Annotated in this window: 22 protein-coding genes, 1 pseudogene and 1 riboswitch; of the genes and pseudogenes, 14 read left to right on the forward strand and 9 right to left on the reverse strand. The window is 74.0% G+C overall.

Features of this window, described 5'->3' with window-relative positions; genetic code table 11:
• The first annotated feature begins 11 nt into the window (after nucleotides 1-11).
• The 5 genes and pseudogenes from AB0442_RS10845 to AB0442_RS10865 all read left to right on the forward strand — a co-directional run bounded on the left by AB0442_RS10845 (nucleotide 12) and on the right by AB0442_RS10865 (nucleotide 4,247).
• Nucleotides 12-446 (forward strand): SRPBCC family protein, encoded by a 435-nt coding sequence (locus AB0442_RS10845; protein WP_263105767.1) that lies wholly within the window; start codon nucleotides 12-14, stop codon nucleotides 444-446.
• 6 nt (nucleotides 447-452) lie between these two features.
• Nucleotides 453-1,622, forward strand: a complete 1,170-nt coding sequence (locus tag AB0442_RS10850; RefSeq protein WP_366162104.1) for an ArsA-related P-loop ATPase — start codon at nucleotides 453-455, stop codon at nucleotides 1,620-1,622.
• 440 nt (nucleotides 1,623-2,062) lie between these two features.
• Nucleotides 2,063-2,224, forward strand: a pseudogene (locus tag AB0442_RS10855) (DUF5304 family protein); the annotation flags it as partial.
• Between the two features lie 196 nt (nucleotides 2,225-2,420).
• Nucleotides 2,421-3,362 (forward strand): ROK family glucokinase, encoded by a 942-nt coding sequence (locus tag AB0442_RS10860; RefSeq protein ID WP_366162106.1) that lies wholly within the window; start codon nucleotides 2,421-2,423, stop codon nucleotides 3,360-3,362.
• Nucleotides 3,363-3,446: 84 nt separating this feature from the next.
• Nucleotides 3,447-4,247, forward strand: a complete 801-nt coding sequence (locus tag AB0442_RS10865; protein WP_366162107.1) for an endonuclease/exonuclease/phosphatase family protein — start codon at nucleotides 3,447-3,449, stop codon at nucleotides 4,245-4,247.
• Between the two features lie 51 nt (nucleotides 4,248-4,298).
• Here the strand turns inward: AB0442_RS10865 and AB0442_RS10870 are convergent, their stop codons facing one another.
• From AB0442_RS10870 to AB0442_RS10880, 3 genes are all read right to left on the reverse strand, one after another.
• Complete coding sequence (locus AB0442_RS10870) at nucleotides 4,299-5,249, reverse strand: DUF4352 domain-containing protein (RefSeq protein ID WP_366162109.1); 951 nt, start codon at nucleotides 5,247-5,249, stop codon at nucleotides 4,299-4,301.
• Between the two features lie 65 nt (nucleotides 5,250-5,314).
• Nucleotides 5,315-5,929 (reverse strand): hypothetical protein, encoded by a 615-nt coding sequence (locus AB0442_RS10875; RefSeq protein WP_366162111.1) that lies wholly within the window; start codon nucleotides 5,927-5,929, stop codon nucleotides 5,315-5,317.
• 10 nt (nucleotides 5,930-5,939) lie between these two features.
• Nucleotides 5,940-6,731, reverse strand: a complete 792-nt coding sequence (locus AB0442_RS10880) for an alpha/beta fold hydrolase (protein ID WP_366162113.1) — start codon at nucleotides 6,729-6,731, stop codon at nucleotides 5,940-5,942.
• Nucleotides 6,732-6,934: 203 nt separating this feature from the next.
• Between AB0442_RS10880 and AB0442_RS10885 the strand changes: the two genes are divergently transcribed.
• The 3 genes from AB0442_RS10885 to AB0442_RS10895 all read left to right on the forward strand — a co-directional run bounded on the left by AB0442_RS10885 (nucleotide 6,935) and on the right by AB0442_RS10895 (nucleotide 9,735).
• A complete protein-coding gene (locus tag AB0442_RS10885) occupies nucleotides 6,935-7,777 on the forward strand; it encodes a lysophospholipid acyltransferase family protein (RefSeq protein WP_366162130.1) in 843 nt (280 codons plus the stop codon).
• Nucleotides 7,778-7,948: 171 nt separating this feature from the next.
• Nucleotides 7,949-9,064, forward strand: a complete 1,116-nt coding sequence (locus tag AB0442_RS10890; protein WP_366162132.1) for a DUF5931 domain-containing protein — start codon at nucleotides 7,949-7,951, stop codon at nucleotides 9,062-9,064.
• Entirely contained in the window at nucleotides 9,064-9,735 is a 672-nt protein-coding gene (locus AB0442_RS10895; protein ID WP_344625997.1) for a response regulator transcription factor, read from the forward strand. Before AB0442_RS10890 ends, AB0442_RS10895 begins: the two co-directional genes overlap by 1 nt.
• 134 nt (nucleotides 9,736-9,869) lie before the next feature.
• Here AB0442_RS10895 and AB0442_RS10900 read toward each other — a convergent pair whose 3' ends face one another.
• Nucleotides 9,870-11,807, reverse strand: a complete 1,938-nt coding sequence (locus tag AB0442_RS10900; RefSeq protein ID WP_366162115.1) for an anthranilate synthase family protein — start codon at nucleotides 11,805-11,807, stop codon at nucleotides 9,870-9,872.
• A 302-nt stretch (nucleotides 11,808-12,109) separates the two neighbouring features.
• Between AB0442_RS10900 and AB0442_RS10905 the strand changes: the two genes are divergently transcribed.
• Together AB0442_RS10905 and AB0442_RS10910 are read left to right on the forward strand one after the other, a co-directional pair.
• Nucleotides 12,110-13,459 carry a class II 3-deoxy-7-phosphoheptulonate synthase gene (locus tag AB0442_RS10905; protein ID WP_363546521.1) on the forward strand — a complete coding sequence of 450 codons (1,350 nt, stop codon included), beginning with the start codon at nucleotides 12,110-12,112 and terminating at the stop codon, nucleotides 13,457-13,459.
• A 161-nt stretch (nucleotides 13,460-13,620) separates the two neighbouring features.
• The gene (locus AB0442_RS10910) at nucleotides 13,621-13,875 is read left to right on the forward strand and encodes a (2Fe-2S)-binding protein (RefSeq protein WP_363546518.1); all 255 of its coding nucleotides are present in this window, start codon (nucleotides 13,621-13,623) and stop codon (nucleotides 13,873-13,875) included.
• A gap of 25 nt (nucleotides 13,876-13,900) precedes the next feature.
• Here the strand turns inward: AB0442_RS10910 and bfr are convergent, their stop codons facing one another.
• Nucleotides 13,901-14,380, reverse strand: a complete 480-nt coding sequence (gene bfr, locus AB0442_RS10915; protein ID WP_030262899.1) for a bacterioferritin — start codon at nucleotides 14,378-14,380, stop codon at nucleotides 13,901-13,903.
• A gap of 189 nt (nucleotides 14,381-14,569) precedes the next feature.
• Here bfr and AB0442_RS10920 point away from each other — a divergent pair, with 189 nt between their 5' ends.
• Entirely contained in the window at nucleotides 14,570-15,199 is a 630-nt protein-coding gene (locus AB0442_RS10920; RefSeq protein WP_363546515.1) for a sulfite oxidase-like oxidoreductase, read from the forward strand.
• A gap of 24 nt (nucleotides 15,200-15,223) precedes the next feature.
• Here the strand turns inward: AB0442_RS10920 and pknB are convergent, their stop codons facing one another.
• The 4 genes from pknB to thiO form a co-directional block, all read right to left on the reverse strand.
• Nucleotides 15,224-16,972 carry a Stk1 family PASTA domain-containing Ser/Thr kinase gene (gene pknB, locus AB0442_RS10925; protein ID WP_366162133.1) on the reverse strand — a complete coding sequence of 583 codons (1,749 nt, stop codon included), beginning with the start codon at nucleotides 16,970-16,972 and terminating at the stop codon, nucleotides 15,224-15,226.
• A gap of 139 nt (nucleotides 16,973-17,111) precedes the next feature.
• Entirely contained in the window at nucleotides 17,112-17,909 is a 798-nt protein-coding gene (locus AB0442_RS10930) for a thiazole synthase (protein WP_366162117.1), read from the reverse strand.
• A gap of 2 nt (nucleotides 17,910-17,911) precedes the next feature.
• Complete coding sequence (gene thiS, locus AB0442_RS10935) at nucleotides 17,912-18,136, reverse strand: sulfur carrier protein ThiS (protein WP_030262890.1); 225 nt, start codon at nucleotides 18,134-18,136, stop codon at nucleotides 17,912-17,914.
• Nucleotides 18,130-19,284 carry a glycine oxidase ThiO gene (gene thiO, locus AB0442_RS10940; RefSeq protein ID WP_366162119.1) on the reverse strand — a complete coding sequence of 385 codons (1,155 nt, stop codon included), beginning with the start codon at nucleotides 19,282-19,284 and terminating at the stop codon, nucleotides 18,130-18,132. The genes thiS and thiO overlap by 7 nt, the downstream gene beginning before the upstream one ends.
• Nucleotides 19,279-19,391, reverse strand: a riboswitch (TPP riboswitch). (Overlaps the previous gene by 6 nt.)
• A gap of 67 nt (nucleotides 19,392-19,458) precedes the next feature.
• On the opposite strand from thiO, the gene AB0442_RS10945 reads away from it, so the two are divergent.
• The 3 genes from AB0442_RS10945 to thiE all read left to right on the forward strand — a co-directional run bounded on the left by AB0442_RS10945 (nucleotide 19,459) and on the right by thiE (nucleotide 21,789).
• Nucleotides 19,459-20,661 (forward strand): FAD-dependent oxidoreductase, encoded by a 1,203-nt coding sequence (locus tag AB0442_RS10945; protein WP_366162120.1) that lies wholly within the window; start codon nucleotides 19,459-19,461, stop codon nucleotides 20,659-20,661.
• Between the two features lie 118 nt (nucleotides 20,662-20,779).
• Nucleotides 20,780-21,145, forward strand: a complete 366-nt coding sequence (locus tag AB0442_RS10950) for an Rv2175c family DNA-binding protein (RefSeq protein WP_344625988.1) — start codon at nucleotides 20,780-20,782, stop codon at nucleotides 21,143-21,145.
• A complete protein-coding gene (thiE, locus tag AB0442_RS10955; RefSeq protein WP_366162122.1) occupies nucleotides 21,145-21,789 on the forward strand; it encodes a thiamine phosphate synthase in 645 nt (214 codons plus the stop codon). The genes AB0442_RS10950 and thiE overlap by 1 nt, the downstream gene beginning before the upstream one ends.
• Nucleotides 21,790-21,948: the final 159 nt, after the last annotated feature.

Below are 21,948 nucleotides of genomic sequence, written 5' to 3' on the forward strand. Positions count from 1 at the left end.
GGAGGGCCGTGATGGCGGAGCACACCAGGTCGAGCATCATCATCGACGCGACCCCGGCCGAGGTCATGGCCGCGATCGCCGACTTCGCCGCTTACCCGGAGTGGACGGGCGAGGTCAAGGAGATCGAGGTGCTGAGCACCGCCGCGGACGGCCGCGGCTCGGAGGTGCGCCTGGTGCTCGACGCCGGCGCGATCCGCGACGAGCACGTCCTCGCCTACACCTGGGACGGCGACCGCGAGGTCCGCTGGACGCTGGTGAAGAGCCAGATGCTGCGCGCCCTCGACGGCTCCTACAGCCTCGCCGCGGTCAAGGGCGGCGGCACCGAGGTCACCTACCAGCTCGCCGTCGACGTCAAGATCCCGATGCTCGGCATGATCAAGCGCAAGGCGGAGAAGGTCATCATCGACCGGGCCCTGGCCGGCCTGAAGAAGCGCGTCGAAGGCTGACGCCGGGTGTCACCCCGCACCGTCCTCGTCACCGGCGAGGGCTCGGCCGTCGTCGCCGCCGCCACCGCCCTGCACAGCGCCCGCACCGGCCGGCGCACCCTGCTGCTGGCCGCCGACGACCCGCACCGCGCCGTCGACGACCTCCTGGACACCCGGCTCACCGCGGAGCCCGCCCCGTACGGGGAGCGCCTCGCGGTGGCCCGGATCGACGAGCAGGCCGCCCTGCGCAGCGCCCTCGACGGCTTCGGCGCCCGGCTCGCCCCGGCCCTCGACCTGCTCGGCGCCGACCCGCTCGACCCCGAGGAGCTCACGCCGCTGCCCGGCACGCGCCAGCTCGCCCTGCTCCGCGCCCTGCGCGCCGCCGACGCCGAGACGGTCGTGGTGGCCGCCCCCGCCCCGGCCGAGCTGATCGCCACCCTGGCCCTGCCCGAACAGCTCGTCCGCTACCTCGACCGGCTGCTGCCCGAGCAGCGTCAGGCCGCCCGGGCGCTGCGCCCGCTGCTGGCCGCCCTCGCCGGGGTGCCGATGCCCGCGGACTGGCTGTTCGACGCCCGGGCCGCCGCCTGCGCCGCCCTCGCCGAGGCCCGCGCCGTGATCGAGGCACCCGGCACCTCCGTCCGCCTGGTCGTGGACGCCGACGCCCACGGCACCGGGGAACTGCGCCGCATCCGCGCCGCCCTCGCCCTGCACGGCCGGCGCCTGGACGCCGTCGTCGCCCACCGGGTGCTGCCGTCCGCGGCCGCCGCCTCGCCCGACCCCTGGCTGGCCGGCCGCGCCGCCCGCCAGCGGGAGCGCCTCGCCGACCTGGCGTCCGGGCTCGGCGCCGTCCCACTGCTCACCGCCGAGTGGCCCGAGGTCACCCTGGAGGCGATCGCCGACCAGCTGTACGCCGGGGGCGAGCCCGGGCCCGGCGAGGCCCCCGAGCCGTGGGTCGAGGACCGGCTGGCCGAGGACGGGCTGCTGGTCTGGCACCTGGCGCTGCCCGGCGCCGAACGGTCCGGCCTGGAACTGGTGCGCCGAGGGGACGAACTGGTCGTGGGCACCGGCGGCCACCGCCGGCTGCTCCCGCTGCCCTCCGCGCTGCGACGGTGCACGGTGAGCGGAGCCGGACTGCACGACGGGGTGCTGTCGGTGCGGTTCGCGCCGGACCCCGCCCTCTGGCCGGCGCGCCGCTGAGGCCCCTCGGCGCTGGCCCCTCGCGGCGTCGACCCCTCGCGGTGTCGACCCCTCGCAGGGCTGACCCTCGTGCGCGGCCGGACCCGCGTGCGGGCCGGACCGCGCGCGGGCGGGACCTCCGTGCGCCGGTCGGCCGTCGCACCGGAGGGGCGTGTGTACAGGGCGTGCGCGCCCGGCGTGCGTCCGGTGCGCCGGGCGGCCCTCGATGCGCCGTCCGGTAGCGTCTGGATCCCGGCCGGTTCCGGCCGGACGGCCCGGTGCCGCCCCGACGTCGCACCGGAGGCACACCGAGGACGCACCAGGGAGGTCGCCGGATGGCGGACGAGAAGGCGGACGGCACGGCCGGGCAGGGCCTCGGCGCGGAGTTCGGGCCGCTGGTCGACGAGGTCCGGAGGTTCGCGCTCACCCTCGGCGGCAAGGCCCAGGAGTACGGCACCCGGCTGCGCGAGCAGAACCCGGAGGTGTACGGACACCTCGCCGCCGCGGGCGGCGAACTGCTCGCCGCGTACCGCGCAGCCGTCTCAGGTCATGAACGGCGCTGGGCCGGTGCCGGACACGCCGAAGCCGAGCACATCGACCTCGACGGTGCCACCGACAAGTAGTGAAGCCGCAGGTCAGAGGAGGTGACTGTGGCGCCTTCACGCCTCACTCAAAGCCGCGAAGTCTACGACTTCTGAACGCATTCGGCCGGGCAATCCGGAAATTGGCTTCGGTTAATGTAGGCCTCGGTGTGTACGGGAGCACCGCTCAGCGGGTACCGTTCCGCTCAGCGGGAACGAGTGAATAGCTGAGGGACACATGGCTCTGACCATCGGCGTCGACGTCGGCGGGACGAAGATCGCGGCCGGCGTGGTCGACGAGACCGGCGAAATCCTTGCGCGTACCCGGGTGCCCACCCCGGCCGACCCCCAGTGGGCGGTCGACGCGATCGCGCAGGCCGTGCGCGAGCTCAAGGAGGAGTACCCGGAGGTCGCGGCCGTCGGTGTCGGCGCCCCCGGCTTCGTGGACCGCGACCGCTCCACCGTGATCTTCGCTCCCAACATCGACTGGGAGAACGAGCCGCTCAAGCAGCGCATCGAGGAGCTCACCGGCCTGGAGACCGTCGTCGAGAACGACGCCAACTGCGCCGCCTGGGCCGAGTTCCGCTTCGGCGCCGCAGCCGGCTACGAGGACATGGTCCTGATCACCGTCGGCACCGGCATCGGCGGCGGCATCGTCCTCGACGGCCGGATGCACCGCGGGCGCTTCGGCGTCGCCGGTGAGATCGGCCACCTCAACATGGTCCCCGACGGCCTCGCCTGCGGCTGCGGCGGCAAGGGCTGCTGGGAGCAGTACGGCTCCGGCCGCGCGCTGCGCCGCTACGGCCGCGAGAAGGCCGCCGCCGACCCGATCGCCGGCAAGCGGATGCTGGAGCTCAACGACTTCGTCGCCGAGACCATCCGCGGCATCCACATCACCGAGGCCGCGGCCGAGGGCGACCCGCTCGCCCTGGAGTGCTACTCGGAGCTCGCCGACTGGCTCGGCCGCGGCATGGCCGACCTCGCCGCGCTGTTCGACCCGGGCGTCTTCGTGCTCGGCGGCGGCGTCTCCGACTCGGGCAGCCTGCTGCTCGACCCGGTCGCCGCGGCCTTCGAGACCTACCTGACCGGTGGCGCGCACCGCCCGCGCGCCGAGGTCCTGCTCGCGACCATGGGGTCCGCCGCCGGCATCGCCGGTGCCGCCGACCTCGCGCGGGTCTGACGGCCCGACGGAACCGACGGCTCGTCCGGACTCCGACGGCGAGGCTGGGGCAGCGGCCCCGGCCTCGCCGTTAGCATGACCGGCATGCCTGCCGAGCAGCCGTCCGCAGCCCCCGGACCCGTGCCGCCGACCGGGCCGGCCGCCCTGCCCGACTCCGGCGCCGAACCCGACGGCGCCGAGCGGGTCCGCATCCTCAGCTACAACGTCCGCTCGCTGAGGGACGACCGGGACGCCCTCGTCCGGGTGATCCGCGCCTGCGATCCGGACGTGGTCTGCATCCAGGAGTCCCCGCGGTACTGGCGGCCCCGGAAGCAGGCCGCCCGGCTCGCCCACCGCACCGGCACCGTCGTCCTCTCCGGCGGCGGCCGGATCGCCGCCGGACCGCTGCTGCTCGGAAAGCTCCGGGTCGAGGTCCTCGCCGTCCGCGACCGGCTGCTGCCCAAGACCCGCGGCCTGCACGCCCGCGGATTCGCCACCGCCCTGCTGCGGGTGGGCCGTTCGGCCCCGTTCGCGGTGACGAGCTGCCACCTCTCCCTCGACCCGGCCGAACGGCTCCGCCAGTTCGCGCTGCTGCCCGGCCAGTTCGACCCCGGCGAGCACGGCATCGTGGCCGGCGACTTCAACGAGCACCCCGACGGCCCGGGCTGGCGCCGCCTGGCCGCCGAGTACCAGGACGCCCACACCGTCGCCCCCTGGGGCGGCACCTTCACCTCCGTCCCCGCCGACCCCTACCAGCGGATCGACGCGGTCTTCGTGACTCCCGGGGTCGAGGTGTTGGCCTGCGGGGTGCCGCAGGGGTTGGCGGGGGTGTCGGGGGCGGACCTGTTGGCGGCGACGGATCATCTGCCGGTGGTGGCGGTGGTACGGATCCCCGCCGGGGGCTGAGGCGGGTGGGGGGTGGGGGCCGGGGGCGGATCCCTGCCGGGGCCGAGGTGGTCAGTGGATCGAGGCGGCGACGATCACGCCGTTGCGGACGGTGTAGGTGCCGGCGTAGTGGCGGTGGGTGCCGTCGGTCTGCAGGGCGTCCAGGAGGACGGAGACGTCGTCGCCGTTGACGGCGGTGACGGTCACCACGTCGGCCGCGGTGCCGGCGAAGCCGTTGACGAACTGCCCGTAGCTCGGCGACAGGTTGCGTCCGCCGAGGGCCCAGGCGCGGGCGTAGTCGTGCGTGTTGATCGCCGCGTAGTAGTCCTCGACGACCTGGCGCGGTGCGGCGGCGGAGGTCCGGGGACCGGCGGTGGTGGTGGCCGTGGTGGTGACGGTCGCGGTCCGGGCGGCCGTGGCGGTCGGGGCCGCGGTCGGGGCCGCGGTGGCGGCGGGCAGCACCCACTGGCCGGTCTGGTTCGCGAAGCCGGAGTTCAGGGTGAACTGGGCCTTGGCGAGGCGGGAGCCCGCAGGGATCTCGAAGGAGATGTAGCCGAGCGCGGTGTCCCCGGGGGCGACGACCACCCCGGCGGGGAACGCGGGGCCGGCGGTGACGTCGGTGCCGAGCACCGCGTTGAAGCCCTGTCCCTGTTCGTCGACCACGGTGGCGCCGTTGGACGGGCTGTCCGAGTACGTGGTGGAGCCGGTGTTGTGGAGCCGGAACTGCACGGCGACCAGCCGTCTGCCCGCCTCGGGGGTGTCGAAGGAGTGCGCCGCGGTCGCCGGGTCGGCGACCGCCGTCACCGTCACGGCCATCCGGGCGCCCTGCTCGTTGCCGGCCAGTTCCAGGGTGTCCCCGACCTGCGCCGGCTGCGGTGACCCGGCAGGACCGGAGCTCGTGCCGCTCGTCGGGGTGCTCGCCGGGGCCGTCACCACGGAGTGGCTGCTGCAGCCGGTGGCGGCCGCCGAGAGCAACGCCGCCAGTAACGCCGCCGTTCCCGCCAGGGTGCTGATCCGTGCCATGGCCGTCGCCTCCGCCCTTCCAGGCTACGGGCGGGCGACGGCCACTGCTCGGGGGCGGCGGGCGGTCAGACGACGGCGCCGCCCATCGGGTCGTCCGGCTCGTCGTCGTCCTTGTCCTTCATCCGGGCGACGAGGGTGACGAAGCCGCCGAGGAAGGCGGTGACGCCGACCCAGGCGGGCCAGCCGGCCACCTCGTGCCAGACGACGGTGTCGATCAGCAGCAGGGCCGGGCCGCCGAGCACGGCGAGCCAGGCGAACTTGGCGGTGGTGTCGGCCTTGGGCAGCGGCGGGGGCTCCGGCGGGACGAAGTGGCCCTCGTCCGGGTCCTCCTGGAGGTCGTAGTCGCGCGGGCCGGACACCGGCCCGGCCACCTGCTCGGGAGCGGTCGGTCTCGGCCGCGGCCGGGGGCGGGGCGCGAATTCGTCGAAGGAGTCCGCGGCCGGGGACTCCTGGGCGCGGAGGTTCTCGATCTCCGGCCACTCCGGGTTGGTCAGGTCGACGGGATCGTCGAACTGCGCGACCAGGGCGGCGAAGATCGCGTCCTGTTCGGCCTGGCTGCCGGCCGCGGGCCGCCGGGCGGGCGGTTCGGAACCGGCGGTGGTCTCCTGGTCCTGTCCGGGCTTCGCGGTGCCGTCCTCGGGCAGCTCCTCGCCGCCGCCCGCCTTGCTGGTCTCGTTCACTACCGGCCCTTCAGCCCAGGTGGTGCTCGGCATCGGTCGTCGCATCGGTCTTCGCCGCCGGTGCCAGCCGCCGCACGAACCCGAGGCTCTCCTCGAAGATCATCGCGGCGTCGTGGTCCAGCGTGGCGACGTGGTAACTGCGTTCGCACAGTTTTTCCGTCACGTCCGTCGAGGATATCCGGGCGAGCACCAGTTCCGAGTTGGCCGGGGAGACCACGTGGTCCTGCGGACTGCGCAGCAGCAGCACCGGCTGTCGGACGGCGGGCAGTTCGGCCTGGACGGTGCGCCAGAGACGGGAGAGCGACCAGGCGGCGTGCAGCGGGGTGCGGTCGTAGCCGTGCTCGGAGACGCCCTCCAGGGCGATGTCGTCGGCGATGCCGGGCAGGCTGGGGACGAGGTGCCGCAGGGCGGGCAGCAGGACGGTGGCCGGGTTGTCGGAGCGGACCGACGGGTTGACCAGCACGACGCCGGAGACCGCCTCGCCGTGCCGGGCGGCGAGCCGCAGCGCGAGGGCGCCGCCCATCGAGAGCGCACAGACGAAGACCTGCTCGCAGCCGTCCAGCAGGGCCCGCAGTTCGCGGTCGACCTCGGCGTACCAGTCCTCCCAACGGGTCTGCTGCATGTCCTGCCAGCGGGTGCCGTGGCCGGGCAGCAGCGGCAGCGCGACGGTCAGGCCGGCGGCGGCGAGGTGGTCGGCCCACGGCCGCATGGACCGCGGTGAGCCGGTGAAGCCGTGGACGAGGAGCACGCCGACCGGCCCGCCCTTGTGGTGAAACGGTTCTGCGCCGGGCAGCAGCGGCATCCTCGGAGCTCCTTCGCTCGGGCGGGGTCGGAGGGCGGCCCGGCTACCCGCGGGTACCCGGAGCGGCATCGTCCCACGGCCGCGACGGCCCGTACAGGGCCGCAACCGCCGCATCGCGGGCCTGCCGGTGCACACGTGCGGGGCCGTGGGCATTAGGATCGACCGGTCCGTACAACAGGAGGCCCGGGTTGTTCTACCGACTGATGAAGATGATCGTCGCGCCGTTGCTGCGGATCTTCTTCCGGCCGTGGCTCGAGGGCGCGGAGAACATCCCCGACGAGGGTCCCGCGATCATCGCGAGCAACCACCTGTCCTTCTCGGACTCCTTCTTCTTCCCCGCGCTGATCAAGCGCCGGATCACCTTCATCGCCAAGGCCGAGTACTTCAACACCCCCGGCCTCAAGGGCAAGCTGACCGCGGCCTTCTTCAAGGGCGTCGGCCAGCTGCCGGTCGACCGGTCCGGCGTGCGCGGCGCCGGCGAGGCGGCGATCCGCAGCGCCGTCGCCGTCCTGGAGCGCGGCGAGCTGTTCGGCGTCTACCCGGAGGGCACCCGCTCGCCCGACGGCAAGCTCTACCGCGGCAAGGTCGGCGGCCTCGCCCGGGTCGCGCTGCAGACCGGTGCCCCGGTCATCCCGGTCGCCATGATCGACACCGAGAAGGTGCAGCCGCCCGGCCAGGTCGTCCCCAACTTCGGCATCCGCCCCGGCATCCGGATCGGCCGCCCGCTCGACTTCTCCCGCTACCACGGCATGGAGAACGACCGCTTCATCCTCCGCTCCGTCACCGACGAGGTGATGTACGAGATCATGCGGCTCTCCGGCCAGGAGTACGTGGACATCTACGCCACCGCCGCCAAGCGCCAGATCACCGAGGACAAGAAGCGCGCCGACGCCGAGCGCCGCGCCGCGCAGAAGGCGGAGAAGGCGGCCGAGAAGGAGGCCGAGAAGGCCGCCAAGGAGGAGGCCGCCCGGCTGGAGCAGGAACAGCAGGAACAGCAGGAACAGCAGGAACAGCAGGAGCAGGACAAGCAGGACAAGCCGGAGTAGGGCTCACCGGGGGCCGGGGGCCGGGGGCCGGGGGCCGGGGGCCGGGGGCCGGGGGACGAGGGGTCGGGGGGACGACGGATGGCGGAGGACCACAGAGCCGGGCTCGCGACCCGGGCGGCCGGAGCCGTCGCGGCCGCGGTGCAACGGCCCGGCGCGCTGACCGTCGGCGGGATGTCCGTCGAGATGCCGCTGTGGCGGGCGATCGGCTACTTCCGGGTGCTCGCCCTGGCCTACGCGATCCTGCGCTACCTCAACTCCTTCCACGACTTCCTGCACCCGGTCTCCGGCTGGATCTACCTCGGCGCCCTCACCCTGTGGACGCTCGCCAGCTCCCGGGCCTTCGCCGGACCGCAGCGCTGCACCTGGTACGTGCTCGGCACCGACCTCGCGTTCGCCGTCACCGGCATCGTGATGAGCGGGATCATCGACGAGCCGGAGCGCATCCACGGCGGCGCCCCCACCCTGCCCACCATCTGGGCGGCCGGCACCGTGCTCGGCTTCGCCGGCAAGGGCGGCTGGAAGCCCGCCGCCTTCGCCGCCACCGTCGTCGGCCTCGCCAACATCCTCGGCCACGGCGGCATCACCCCGGACAACATCCACAACATCGTGCTGCTGATGGTGGCCGGCTGCGCCATCGGCTACGTCATCGAACTCGCCCGCGCCAGCGAGGCGGTGCTCACCCGGGCGCTCCAGGTCGAGGCCGCCACCCGCGAACGCGAGCGGCTCTCCCGGGACATCCACGACGGCGTCCTCCAGGTGCTCGCGCTCGTCCAGCGCCGCGAGGGGGACCTCGGCGACCTCGGCCGGCTCGCCGGCGAACAGGAACGCGCGCTGCGGACGCTGATGACCGGCGGACCGCTGCCCGCCCAGGCCTCCGGCGATCCGCTGCCGGCCGAGCGGGACCTCCGTCAGCTGATCGCGCCGCACACCGGCGAGCGGGTCACCCTCTCCGCCCCCGGCACCCCCGTGCTGCTGCCCGCACACGCCGCGGGCGAACTCGCCGCCGCGGTGGGCGCCGCCCTGGACAACGTCCGCCGCCACGCGGGCGAGGACGCCCGGGCCTGGATCCTCGTCGAGGACGAGCCGGACGCGGTCACCGTCTCCGTCCGCGACGACGGCGCCGGCTTCGCCGCCGGGCGGCTCGGCGAGGCGGAGCAGGCCGGGCGCCTCGGCGTCTCGCAGTCCATCCGCGGCCGGATGCGCGACCTCGGCGGCACGGCCGAGCTGTACTCGGTGCCCGGCGAGGGCACCGAGGTCGAGATGCGGGTGCCCAGGAAGGGGCAGTGATGTCGGATCAGGTGCGGGTGATGGTCGTGGACGACCACCCGATGTGGCGGGACGCCGTCTCCCGGGACCTCGCCGACGCCGGGTTCGCCGTCGTCGCCACCGCGGGCGACGGCGAGGAGGCCGTGCGCCGCGCCCTGGCCACCGTGCCGCAGGTCGTCGTGCTCGACCTCAACCTGCCCGCGCTGCCCGGCGTCGAGGTCTGCCGCCGGATCGTCACCCACGACCCGACCGCCCGGGTGCTGGTGCTCTCGGCGAGCGGCGAGCACGCCGACGTCCTGGAGGCGGTCAAGTCCGGCGCCACCGGCTACCTGGTGAAGTCCGCGGGCCGGGACGAACTGATCGACGCCGTCCGCCGCACCGCGCTCGGCGACCCGGTCTTCACCCCGGGCCTGGCCGGGCTCGTCCTCGGCGAGTTCCGCCGGCTGGCCACCGAGCCCGCGCCGGCCGCGTCCCCCGCGGCGCCGCAGCTGACCACCCGGGAGACCGAGGTGCTGCGGCTGGTCGCCAAGGGGCTGTCGTACCGCCAGATCGCCGACCGGCTGGTGCTGTCGCACCGCACCGTGCAGAACCACGTGCAGAACACCCTCGGCAAGCTGCAGCTGCACAACCGCGTCGAGCTCGTCCGCTACGCGATCGAGCAGGGCCTGGACGACGAACTGAGCCAGGGCTAGCGGGTGCCCCCACGCGCCCCTGGAGACACCTCCCGGTGCGCACTTCCGAGGTGCACTCGTAGGCCGCGTGGTCCGGTGCCTGCGCCGGCCCCGGACGGTGGTGGTCCGGGGCCGGGCGGTGGACGTGCGGGTGCTCAGCCGGCGACGGGGGCCGTGCTGTTGAGGAGTCCGGCGACGATGTCGACGCCCTCGCGGGTGAGGACGGACTCGGGGTGGAACTGGAGGGCGGCGAAGCCGGGGCCGCGCAGGGCGTGGACGTCGCCGGTGAGCGGGTCGCGGGCGACCTCGACCCCCTCGGCGGCGAGCCGTTCGGCGGCGGCGTCGTCGCAGCGGGCGGTGAAGGTGTTGTAGAAGCCGACGGTGCGGCGGGTGCCGAACAGGTCGATGCTCTCCTGGGCGCCCTGGTAGGGGACGGCCTTGCGAGCCAGCGGCAGCCCGAGCTCGGCGCTGAGCAGCTGGTGGCTGAGGCAGACGGCGAGCAGCGGCGCGGTGCGGGTGCCGGCGCGGACGGCGGCCAGGGCGTCGGCGACGACCGGGCGGAGGACGGCCATCTTGGGGTCGGCGGGGTCGGCCGGGTCGCCGGGGCCGGGGCCGAGGACGAGCGGCCCGGTGTGGGCGGCGACCCGTTCGCGCAGGCCGGGGGTGTCGTAGCGCAGCACGGTGACCCGGTGGCCGAGCGAGGACAGCAGGTGGGCGAGCATCGAGGTGAAGGTGTCCTCGCCGTCGACGACCAGGGCGTCCGGGCCCTCGACGGGAGCGGTGGGCTGCTGCATCCGCAGCCAGAACGGGGCGAGGCCGGCCCGGCGGGCGTCGAGGGCGGCCTGCACCCGGTGGTCGTCGGCGAGGCGCGGGCCGGCGCCGCGTCCGGCGGGCCCGGCGGGGGCGGGGCGGGCGCCGATCGCGGTGAGCACGCCGGCGGCCTTGGCGTGGGTCTCGGCGACCTCGGAGTGCGGGTCGGAGTGCCGGACGAGGGTGGCGCCGACCCGCACCACCAGGTCGCCGGTGGCGGGGTCGATGTCGGCGGTGCGGATGCAGATGGGGGAGTCGAGCTGCTGGCCGCCGCTGGCGGAGCGGCCGATCAGGGCGAGCGCGCCGGAGTAGTAGCCGCGGCCGGTGGCCTCGTAGCGGCGGATGACGCGGGTGGCGTTCTGCACGGGGCTGCCGGTGACGGTCGCCGCGAACATGGTCTCCTTGAGGACCTCGCGGACGTCCAGCGAGGTGCGCCCGCGCAGCTCGTACTCGGTGTGGGCGAGGTGGGCCATCTCCTTGAGGCGGGGGCCGAGCACCTGGCCGCCGAGGTCGCCGACGGTGCACATCATCTTGAGTTCCTCGTCGACCACCATGGTGAGCTCCTCCAGCTCCTTGGGGTCGTGCAGGAACTCCAGCAGCGAGTCGAGGGTCGGCCCGCCGGCCGGGTGCCGGTAGGTGCCGGAGATCGGGTTCATCACGACGGTGCCGCCGGACTGCCGGACGTGCACCTCCGGCGAGGCGCCGACCACGATCCGCTCCCCGGTGTGCACCAGGAAGGTCCAGTACGCGCCCCGTTCCTGCTCCAGCAGCCGCCGGAAGAGCGTGAGCGCCAGCGCCGTGTCGAAGCCCTCCAGCCGGCCGCGGAAGTCCCGGCGGACGACGAAGTTGGCGCCCTCGCCGCGGCCGATCTCGTCCCGGATGACGCGGCGGACGATCTCCGCGTACTCCTCGTCGGCGATGTCGAAGCCGCCGCCGGTGAGCCGGACGGGGCTCTGCGGCAGCGCGGGCAGCAGTTCGTCGAGGGCGAGGGCGTACTGCTCCTCGACGGCGAGCGCCTGCAGGGGGGTGCCGTCGTCGTGGGCGTCGAAGCCGCGTTCGCGGATCTGCCGGTAGGGGACGAGGGCGAGCAGGTCGTGCCGTGGGCCGCCGGCGGGCACGCCGTCCGGCACCGGGAGGTCGGCGAGCGTGTCGTGCACGCCGACGGTGCCGATCAGCACCTCGACGGTGTCCGGGGCGAGCCGGGGTGCGCGGCGGTGCAGCAGGGCGAACGCGGGGGCGCCGGGTGCGGTGAGGCGGGCGACCAGGTCGGCAGGACGGGTCACGGTGCGGCGTTCCTTCCGGGAGGCGGGCGGGTCGGTCGCTCTTCGCGGGAGGGCCGCCTGCTCCTTCGGAACACGCAGACGGCCGCCCCGAGGGGCGGCCGTCGTGTCGTCTTAGGGACGCGCGAGCTGTGGGCCGCCCATCGGGCTGGCCCACCACCAGGAGAAGGTGTGCGGTGCGGTCACGGGGACGAGCGTAGCGGATGCCCCGGGCGTGTGAAGTCGCTCACCGAAATGTCCATCACCCGTCTCACCCATCGGGCGGCGGGCACAATTCGGTTGTCACACCCCGTAGCCTTGCTTCCGTGACCGTGACAACTGAGACAAACGGGGCTGCCTTCTCCTGGCAGTCCCTGCCCGCGGCGCAGCAGCCCGAATGGCCGGACCACGAGGCACTGCGCAAGACCCTTGCGGACCTCGCCTCGTATCCGCCGCTCGTCTTCGCCGGCGAGTGCGACCAGCTGCGCGCCCGGCTCGGTGCCGTCGCGCGCGGAGAGGCCTTCCTGCTGCAGGGCGGTGACTGCGCCGAGGCGTTCGACGGCGTGTCCGCCGAGCAGATCCGCAACAAGCTGAAGACCCTCCTGCAGATGGCGGCCGTGCTCACGTACGCCGCCTCGGTGCCGGTGGTCAAGGTCGGGCGGATCGCCGGCCAGTACTCCAAGCCGCGCTCGAAGTCGACCGAGACCCGGGACGGCGTCACCCTGCCGGTCTACCGCGGCGACTCGGTGAACGGCTTCGACTTCACGCCGGAGTCGCGCATCCCGGACCCGGAGCGCCTCAAGCGGATGTACAACGCCTCCGCCGCGACGCTCAACCTGGTGCGCGCCTTCACCACCGGCGGCTACGCCGACCTGCGCCAGGTGCACGCCTGGAACCAGGACTTCGTGCGCAACTCGCCCTCCGGCCAGCGCTACGAGCAGCTCGCCCGGGAGATCGACAACGCGCTGGCCTTCATGAACGCCTGCGGGGTGGCCCCGGAGGAGTTCCGGACGGTCGAGTTCTACTCCTCGCACGAGGCGCTGATCCTGGACTACGAGACGGCGCTGACCCGCACCGACTCGCGCACCGGCGACCTCTACGACGTCTCGGGCCACATGGTCTGGATCGGCGAGCGCACCCGGCAGCTGGACCACGCGCACATCGAGTTCGCCTCGAAGATCCGCAACCCGATCGGCGTGAAGCTCGGCCCGACCACCACGGTCGACGAGGCGCTCACCCTGATCGACCGGCTCGACCCGGACCGCGAGCCGGGCCGGCTGACCTTCATCACCCGGATGGGTGCAGGCAAGATCCGCGAGCACCTGCCCGCCCTGGTCGAGAAGGTCACCGCCTCCGGCGCCCAGCCGGTGTGGATCTGCGACCCGATGCACGGCAACACCTTCGAGGCCGAGACCGGCCACAAGACCCGCCGCTTCGACGACGTCCTCGACGAGGTCAAGGGCTTCTTCGAGGTGCACCGCGCGCTCGGCACCCACCCGGGCGGCATCCACGTCGAGCTCACCGGTGACGACGTCACCGAGTGCGTGGGCGGCGGCGACGAGGTCCTCGTCGACGACCTGCACCAGCGTTACGAGACGGCCTGCGACCCGCGGCTCAACCGCAGCCAGTCGCTCGACCTGGCCTTCCTGGTCGCGGAGATGTACCGCAGCCAGTGAGTCCGGCGGCCGCGATGATCGCAATGTGACAAAGGCCCCTCCGCTTTCCCGGTCTCCGGGGGCGGAGGGGCTTCGCTTTGCGGGTACCTTGGGTAAGGTAAGGCTTAGCGAGGTAAGGCCAGCCTTGCCGATCAAGGAACACCAGCCCGGGAGAGCCGCCGATGTACGTGTGCATGTGTCATGCGGTCACCGAGGCCCAGGTCAAGCAGGAGATCGACGGCGGCGCCGTCACTCCGCGGCAGATAGCCAAGGGCTGCAAGGCCGGCACGGACTGCGGTTCCTGCGTCCGCCGGATCCAGGCCCTGCTCGGGGAGCACGGTGCCCGCCCGTGCCCGACGGCCAGGCTGGCCGCGAAGCTGGGGCTGGCCGATCCCGCGGTTGAGACCGCGCCCGAGCGCGGTCTCGAGGCCGCCTAGGGGTCCCGCCGGCGGCGCCGGGCCCTCAGCTCTCCGGCTGCTCGATGAGCTGGGCCAGGTAGAGCGGCTCGCCGAGCTTCTCCAGCAGTTCGAGCTGGGTGTCCAGGTAGTCGATGTGGTGCTCCTCGTCGGCGAGGATCGCCTCGAAGATGTTGGCCGAGGTGACGTCGTTCTTGGCCCGCATGACGACGATGCCGCGGCGCAGCCGGTCGATCGCCTCGACCTCGACCTGCCGGTCGGCCTCGAACATCTCCTTGACCGTCTGGCCGATCCGGACGTGGAACAGCCGCTGGTAGTTGGGCAGGCCGTCCAGGAAGAGGATCCGGTCGGTCAGCGTCTCCGCGTGCTTCATCTCGTCGAAGGACTCGTGCCGGGTGTAGGCGGCGAGCTTCGTCCAGCCGTTGTTCTCCTGCATCTTGGCGTGCAGGAAGTACTGGTTGATGGCGGTGAGCTCGGCGGTGAGCTGCTCGTTGAGGAACTCGATGACCTCGGGGTCGCCCTGCATGGCGTGCCTTCCTGATAGCCGTCCGTCGCTTGCCCGCATGGTGGCACTGGAGCGGGCACGGTTTCCAGTAAGTTCACACTTACCCCGGTCTATGGCTAATGTCCGATTTCCCGATGTGCGGGTTCGATAGAGGGGGCGTGCACGAGGGGCGCGCGACACGGACCGTCCGCCGTCTGCGACCATGGAGGCATGGGTCAGTACGAACCGGAACCACCGCAGCCGTCCGACCCGCGGCTCCCTCCCGGCCAGCGCCTCCAGCGCGGCTGGCCGGTGCTGCACTACGGACCGGTGCCCCGCTTCAAGCCGCAGAGCTGGGACTTCCAGGTGTTCGGGGCGACCGCCTCGGCCGAGAAGCACCGCTGGGACTTCGAGGGCTTCCACGCCCTGCCGCGGGTGACCGTCCGCGGCGACCTGCACTGCGTCACCCGCTTCTCGATGCTTGGCAACGAGTGGGGCGGCGTCGCCGCCAAGACCGTCCTCGACCTGGTGCCACCGGCCCCCGGCGTCACCCACGTCATGGTCTGGGCCGAGTACGGCTACAGCGCCAACCTGCGGCTCGCCGACTTCACCGACCCGCAGACCGTCTTCGCCACCCACCGCAACGGCGAGCCGCTCACCGTCGAGCACGGCTTCCCCGTCCGCCTCGTGGTGCCGCACCTGTACGCCTGGAAGGGCCCCAAGTGGGTCCGCGGGGTCGAGTACATGCGGGCCGACCGCCGCGGCTTCTGGGAGGAGCGGGGCTACCACAACCTCGCCGACCCGTGGGCCGAGCAGCGCTACTCCTACCAGGAGGAGCCGGGCGACGGACCGCTGCGCTGACGGCCGCCGGCCCCCGACGACCCGCTAGAACAGCCCGAAGCTGATCACCACGGTGCTGCCCTGCGCACGGGGGGTGCCGGCCTTGGGCACCTGTGCGGAGACCTTGCCGGTGCCGAACAGGTTCAGCCCCGTGGCCTGCACCTTGAAACCGGCGTCGGTCAGCGCCTTCGTGGCGTCGTCCTTGCTCAGGCCGACCACGTCCGGCACCGGCTGCATGCCCTTGCTGACCACCAGCGCGACCGGCGTGTTCGGGCTGACCGAGGTGCCGGCGCCCGGCTCCGCGCTGATCACCGAACCCTCGGGCGCGTCGTCGTCGAACGCCTCCCGGGTCGTCCCCGGGGTCAGCCTGGCATCGGTGAGCGCCTTGCGGGCCTGCTCCAGCGGCAGGCCCTCCAGCGGCGGCACCGCCACCCGGTCCGGCCCCTTGGACAGCACCACCTTCACCGGATCGCTCTTGCGGGCCCGGGCGCCCACCCCGGGATCGGTGGAGATCACCTGCCCGGCCGTCACGGTCTCGCTGAACTGCTGGCTGAACGTGCCGCGCAGCCCCGACCTGTCCAGGGTCGCCACCGCCTGCGCCTCGGTCTGCCCGAGCACGGTCGGCACCGTCGTGTACAGCCCGTCCGAGAGCAGGTACGTCGCCCCGCCGACCAGCAGCAGCACCACCGCGATCACCGCGCCCCAGATCAGCGGGGCGCGCGAGCGCGGCGGCCGCGGCGCACGGGGCGGCCGGGCCGGCACCGACTCGTCGTACGGCCGCGGCGGCGTCAGCAGGTCGGCCGGCACGTCCAGCACGCTGGTGCGCTCCACCGGGCGGTCCACCACCGCGGTGACCTCACCGGTCGGGTACTGCGGGGTCGGCCGGGTCGAGGCCGGCGGCTCGGCGTCCAGCTGCGCCGGGGTGAGCGCCCGGCGGGCCCGCTGCAGCGCGGCCAGCATCTCCACCGCGTCCCACGGGCGGGCCTGCGGGTCGCGGGCGGTCGCGGCAGCCACTATGGCGTCCAGCTCGCGGCCCACCCCGGGGGCGGCCAGCGACGGCGCCGGGACGTCCTCGTTCAGGTGCCGGTAGATCACCTGCATGGCGTTCTCACCGGTGTGCGGCTTGGCGCCGGTCAGCATCTCGTACAGCAGGATGCCGGCCGCGTACACGTCGACCCGCTGGTCGGTCGGGCCGTCCTGGCGGATCTGCTCCGGCGCGAGGTAGGAGACGGTGCCGAGCACCGTGCCGGTCGAGGTGGTGCTGGTGACGGCGTCGCCCGCGCCCTCCGTGCCGGTCAGCAGCCGCACCAGGCCGAAGTCCGCGACCTTCACCATGCCGCCGTCGGTGATCAGCACGTTCTCCGGCTTGACGTCCCGGTGCACCAGGCCCGCCCGGTGCGCCGCGCCGAGCGCCGCCAGCACCGGCTCCAGGATGTCCAGCGCGGCCCGGGCCGACAGCGCCCCGCGGTCGCGCAGCAGGTCGCGCAAGGTCCGCCCGGGCACGTACTCCATCGCCAGGAACACCGCCCGGCCGTCCGCGCCCTGGTCGAAGACGTTCACCACGTTCGGGTGGGACAGCCGCGCCACGGCCTTCGCCTCGCGGATGAACCGGCCGGTGAACTCGTTGCCGCCGTCGGCGGCCAGCGCCGGGTGCATCACCTTCAGCGCGACGACGCGGTCCAGCCGGGTGTCCGTCCCGCGGTACACCGTGGCCATGCCCCCGACGGCGATGCGCCGATCAACCCGGTACCGGCCGTCGAGCAGGGCACCGATCAGGGGGTCGTCGAGCGTCATGTCCACCCGAGGAGTGTAGGGCGCAGGGGTGACCCCCGGCCCGGCACGGCGCCGCCTCCGGTGCGGTTGTGCCGATGTTGAGACATGCGATCGCGCCCCCGGGGGCGGCCGAGTCGGGGGCGCGCGCGCGGGGGTCGCCCTAGAACGCCGGGTGTTCGCGGGTGTCGAGGTGGGCGCGGCCGGCCATCTGGGAGGAGGCCTCGGCGTGGAAGCGGCGCGGGATGCGGCCCGCGCGGTACGCCAGCCGGCCGGCCTCGGCGGCCCGCTTCATCGCGTCCGCCATCAGCACCGGGTCCTGAGCCCGCGTCACCGCCGAGGCCAGCATCACCGCCGAGCAGCCCAGCTCCATCGCCAGCGCCACGTCGGAGGCGGTGCCCGCGCCGGCGTCCAGGACGACCGGCACGCCCGCGCCCTCCACGATCAGCTGGAAGTTGTGCGGGTTGCGGATCCCCAGGCCCGAGCCGATCGGCGACCCCAGCGGCATGATCGCCGCGCAGCCGACGTCCTCCAGCTTCCGCGCCAGCACCGGGTCGTCGTTGGTGTACGGCAGCACCGTGAAACCGTCGTCGACCAGGGTCTCGGCGGCGTCCAGCAGTTCGATCGGGTCGGGCAGCAGCGTCCGCTCGTCCGCGATCACCTCCAGCTTCACCCAGTCGGTGCCGAGCGCCTCGCGGGCCAGACGGGCCGTCAGCACCGCCTCGCCGGCGGTGAAGCAGCCCGCCGTGTTGGGCAGCACCCGGATCCCGTTGCGGGTCAGCACGTCGAGCACCGACCCCTGGGTCGAGGCGTTGACCCGGCGCATCGCGACCGTGGTCAGCTCGGTGCCGGACACCTGCAGCGCCTGCTCCAGCACGTCCAGGCTGGGGGCGCCGCCGGTGCCCATGATCAGGCGCGAGGTGAACGCCGTGCCCGCGATCGTGAACAGGTCGTCGGCCATCGTCAGCCTCCCTGGACGGCGGTGAGGATCTCCACCCGGTCGCCCGCGCCGAGCACGGTGGCCGGCCAGGCGCCGCGCGGCACCACGGCCTCGTTGACCGCCGCCGCCACCCCGGTGTTCGCGGCGGACACCCGGGCCACCACCTCGGCCAGCGTGGTGCCCGGAGGCAGTTCCTGCGGCTCGCCGTTGACGGTCAGGGGGACGGGCACCGGATCGGTGTTCAGCATGCGAGGGCCTTCGCGTGGAAACGGTCGGGGGAGAAGGGGGCGGCGAGCTCCGGGACGCTCCCGGTCGCCAGGTGCTCGCCGAGCAGGTCGGCGGTCACCGGCGTCAGCAGCACGCCGTTGCGGTAGTGGCCGGTGGCGGCGACCAGCCCGGGCAGCCGGGTCGGGCCGAGCAGCGGCGCGTTGTCGGGCGAGCCGGGCCGCAGCCCGGCACCGGTCTCCACCAGCGGCAGCTCGGTCAGACCCGGTACCAACTCGTGGGCGTCGCGCAGCAGTTCGTAGACCCCGCCGGCGGTCACCGTGGTGTCGAAGCCCTGCTCCTCGCTGGTCGCGCCGATCACCAGCTCGCCGTCCGCCCGCGGTACCAGGTAGATGTGCTGCCCGCGGACCACCGCCCGCACGTTGCGCGAGAGGAACGGCCGGTACGCCTCCGGAATCCGCAGCCGCAGCACCTGGCCCTTCACCGGCCGCACCGGCGGCAGCACCCCCTCCGGCAGACCGGGCAGCAGATGGCTGCGGCAGCCCGCCGCCAGCACCGTCCGTCCGGCCGCGAGCTCGGCGCCGCCGTCCGTCCGCACCCCGGCCGCCCGGCCCTCCTCGACCAGCAGCTCGACCGCGGACTCCCGGTGCAGCACCACCCCGGCCCGCTCGCAGGCCACCACCAGCGCCCGGGCGAGGCGCCGCCCGTCCACCTGGTGGTCCCCGGTGACCAGCAGGCCGCCGCGCACCCCCGGCGCCAGCATCGGCTCCAGCCGGCGGCACTCCCGGCCGGTCAGCCACTGCGAGTCCAGGCCCAGCCGGGCCTGGAAGGCGTGCAACTCGCGCAGTTCCTCGCGGTCGTCCGCGTCCAGCGCCACCGCCAGCGTCCCGGTCCGCCGGTAGCCGGTGTCCAGGCCCGTCACTTCGGTCAGCTCGGCCGCGAACGCGGCGTACCGCTCGTTCGACGCCATGCCCAGGCGCAGCAGCGGCTCCTCGCCGTACTGCAGCTCCGTCACCGGCGCCAGCATGCCCGCCGCGACCTGCGCTGCACCGCCGCCGGGCACGGGATCGACCAGGGCCACGGCCAGGCCGCGCTGCGCCGCCCGCCAGGCGACGCCGAGCCCGATGATGCCGCCGCCGACCACCAGCACGTCTGAATGGGACCGTGCCACGTCGCTGATTCTCCCTTCGCCGGCATGACCCGGATCAGGTTCGGACGGTCGCAGGCCGCTCCAGCCCGCCTCTCAGCCCGGTGCTCCGGGCTCCCGTGTGGTGTGCACCCACCATAACGCCGGGTGTCGCCCACCCCGAAAGGGCGTACACGGGCCGGACACCCCGGCGATAGGGTGGCCGCCGTGGCAGAGCTGAACGGAACGGACCGCGTCCTGATCGCCGGCACCGGCATGGCCGGCGCCCAGTGCGCCCTCGCCCTGCGCCAGGGCGGCTTCCGCGGGACGGTCGCGCTGGTCGGCGACGAGCCGCACCGCCCGTACGACCGGCCGCCGCTCTCCAAGGACGTCCTGCTCGGCAAGAGCGACTCCACCGCCTTCGACATCGACTGGGAGCAGCTCGGCGTCGAGCTGCTGCTCGGCCGCCGCGCCACCGGCCTCGAACCCGGCGTCCTGCACACCGACGCCGGCCCGCTCGCCCACGACGCCCTGGTGATCGCCACCGGCGCCGAGGCCACCACCCTGCCCGCCGCCGCCGGCACCCGCATGCTGCGAACCCTCGACGACGCCCTCGCGCTGCGCGCCGACCTCACCCCCGGCACCCGGATCGCCCTGGTCGGCGCCGGCTGGATCGGCGCCGAGACCGCCACCGTCGCCCGGCAGCTCGGCTGCCACGTGACCGTCGTCGAGGCCGGCCCCGCACCGCTGCCCGGAGTCCTGCCCGCCGAGCTCGGCGCCCTGATGGCCCGCTGGTACGCGGACGCCGGCGTCGACCTGCGCTGCGGCACCGGCGTCGCCGCCGTCGAACCCGCCGGCCTGCTGCTCGCCGACGGCAGCCGGATCGACGCCGACCACGTCGTCGTCGGCATCGGCGCCCGCCCCGCCACCCGCTGGCTGGCCGGCTCCGGCGTCGCCCTCGACGCGGCCGGCGCCGTCCTGGTCGACGAGCGGCTGCGCACCGGCGCCCCCGGCGTGTGGGCGGCCGGCGACTGCACCTCCTACCCCTCGCGCCGCTCCGGCACCCGGCTCACCGTCCAGCACTGGGACCACGCCCTGCAGTCCGGCGCCGCCGCGGCCGCCTCGCTGCTCGGCTCCGACACCCCCTACGACCCGGTGCCGTACTTCTGGTCCGAGCAGTTCGGGCGCATGGTCCAGTACGCCGGCCGGCACGCCGACGCCGACGAGCTGCTGTGGCGCGGCAGCCCCGACGAGCCGTCCTGGTCGGTGCTGTGGCTGCGCGGCGGCGCCGCCGTCGCCCTGCTCGCCGTGGACCGGCCCCGCGACCTCAACCAGGCGAAGCGGCTCATCGAGCGCGGCACCCCGCTGGACCGCGCCCGCGCCGCCGACCCGGCCGTCCAGCTGAAGGCCGCCGCGGCCTGAGCCGCGCCCACCCGGGGCCGCCGTCCCCGGCGGTCGTCCGGTCACGATCCGTCATCGGTACCGGGCGGGCCGGGCGGGCTGCGTGCGCGCGGGGCCCGGCAGGTGGCAGTCTGGTGCCGTGAGTGAGATCGATCCCAAGATTGACGCCCTGGTCCCGGCCTGGATGTACCTGCCCGACATCTCCGAACTGTGGGGTGTGCAGGTCACGGAGGTCCGCAACATGGTGAAGGCCAACACCCTGCTGGCCGTCCGCCGCGGCGAGAACAGGTCGCTGCAGGTGCCCGCCGCGTTCATCACGCCGGACGGTCCGGTCAAGCACCTGATCGGCACCCTGACCGTCCTGCGCGACTCCGGTTTCAGCGACGAGGAGATCCTCGAGTGGCTCTTCACCGAGGACCCGTCGCTGCCCGGCAGCCCCATCCAGGCCCTGCACGAGAACCGTGCCACCGAGGTCAAGCGCCGCGCCCAGGCGATGGCGCTCTGATGGCCGACCCGCGCGAGCAGCTGGCCGACGCCCGGCTCTACCTGTGCACCGACGCCCGCCGCGAGCAGGGCGACCTGGCCGAGTTCCTCGACGCGGTGCTGGCCGGCGGGGTGGACATCGTCCAGCTCCGGGACAAGAACCTGGAGGCCCGCCAAGAGCTGGAGTACCTGGAGGTCTTCGCCGACGCGGCCCGCCGCCACGGCAAGCTCTTCGCGGTCAACGACCGGGCGGACGTGGCGCACGCCGCCGGACCGCAGGTGCTGCACCTCGGGCAGGACGACCTGCCGGTGCCGGCGGCCCGCGCGATCCTCGGCGAGGACGTCCTGATCGGGCGGTCCTGCCACGCCGAGGCCGAGGTCGACGCGGCGGTCGCCGAGGCCGGCGTCGACTACTTCTGCACCGGCCCCGTCTGGCCCACCCCCACCAAGCCCGGCCGCCCGGCCCCCGGCCTCGGCCTGGTCTCCTACGCGGCGAAGGCCGTGACGGACCGTCCGTGGTTCGCCATCGGCGGCATCGACGGGACCAACCTCGACGAGGTGCTCGCCGCGGGGGCGCGACGGATCGTCGTCGTCCGCGCCATCACCGCCGCCGAGGACCCGGGCGCGGCCGCGGCCTCCCTGGCCCGCCGCATCCGCGACGCCTGAGGGCCAAGCAGGCCCAGCAGGGGGGTACCACAGGGGCGCGTGGGGGCGCCTCTACGGATTTCCCCTAGATGATTGATGCCAAGGGCTCGCTGGCACGCATGACATGAAGCGAGGGAGTCCAAAGGTCGGTTGTGACGCCTGACCTGGACTCCCTCGCGA

The organism is Kitasatospora sp. NPDC085895 (assembly GCF_040702125.1).
Taxonomy (GTDB): domain Bacteria; phylum Actinomycetota; class Actinomycetes; order Streptomycetales; family Streptomycetaceae; genus Kitasatospora; species Kitasatospora arboriphila.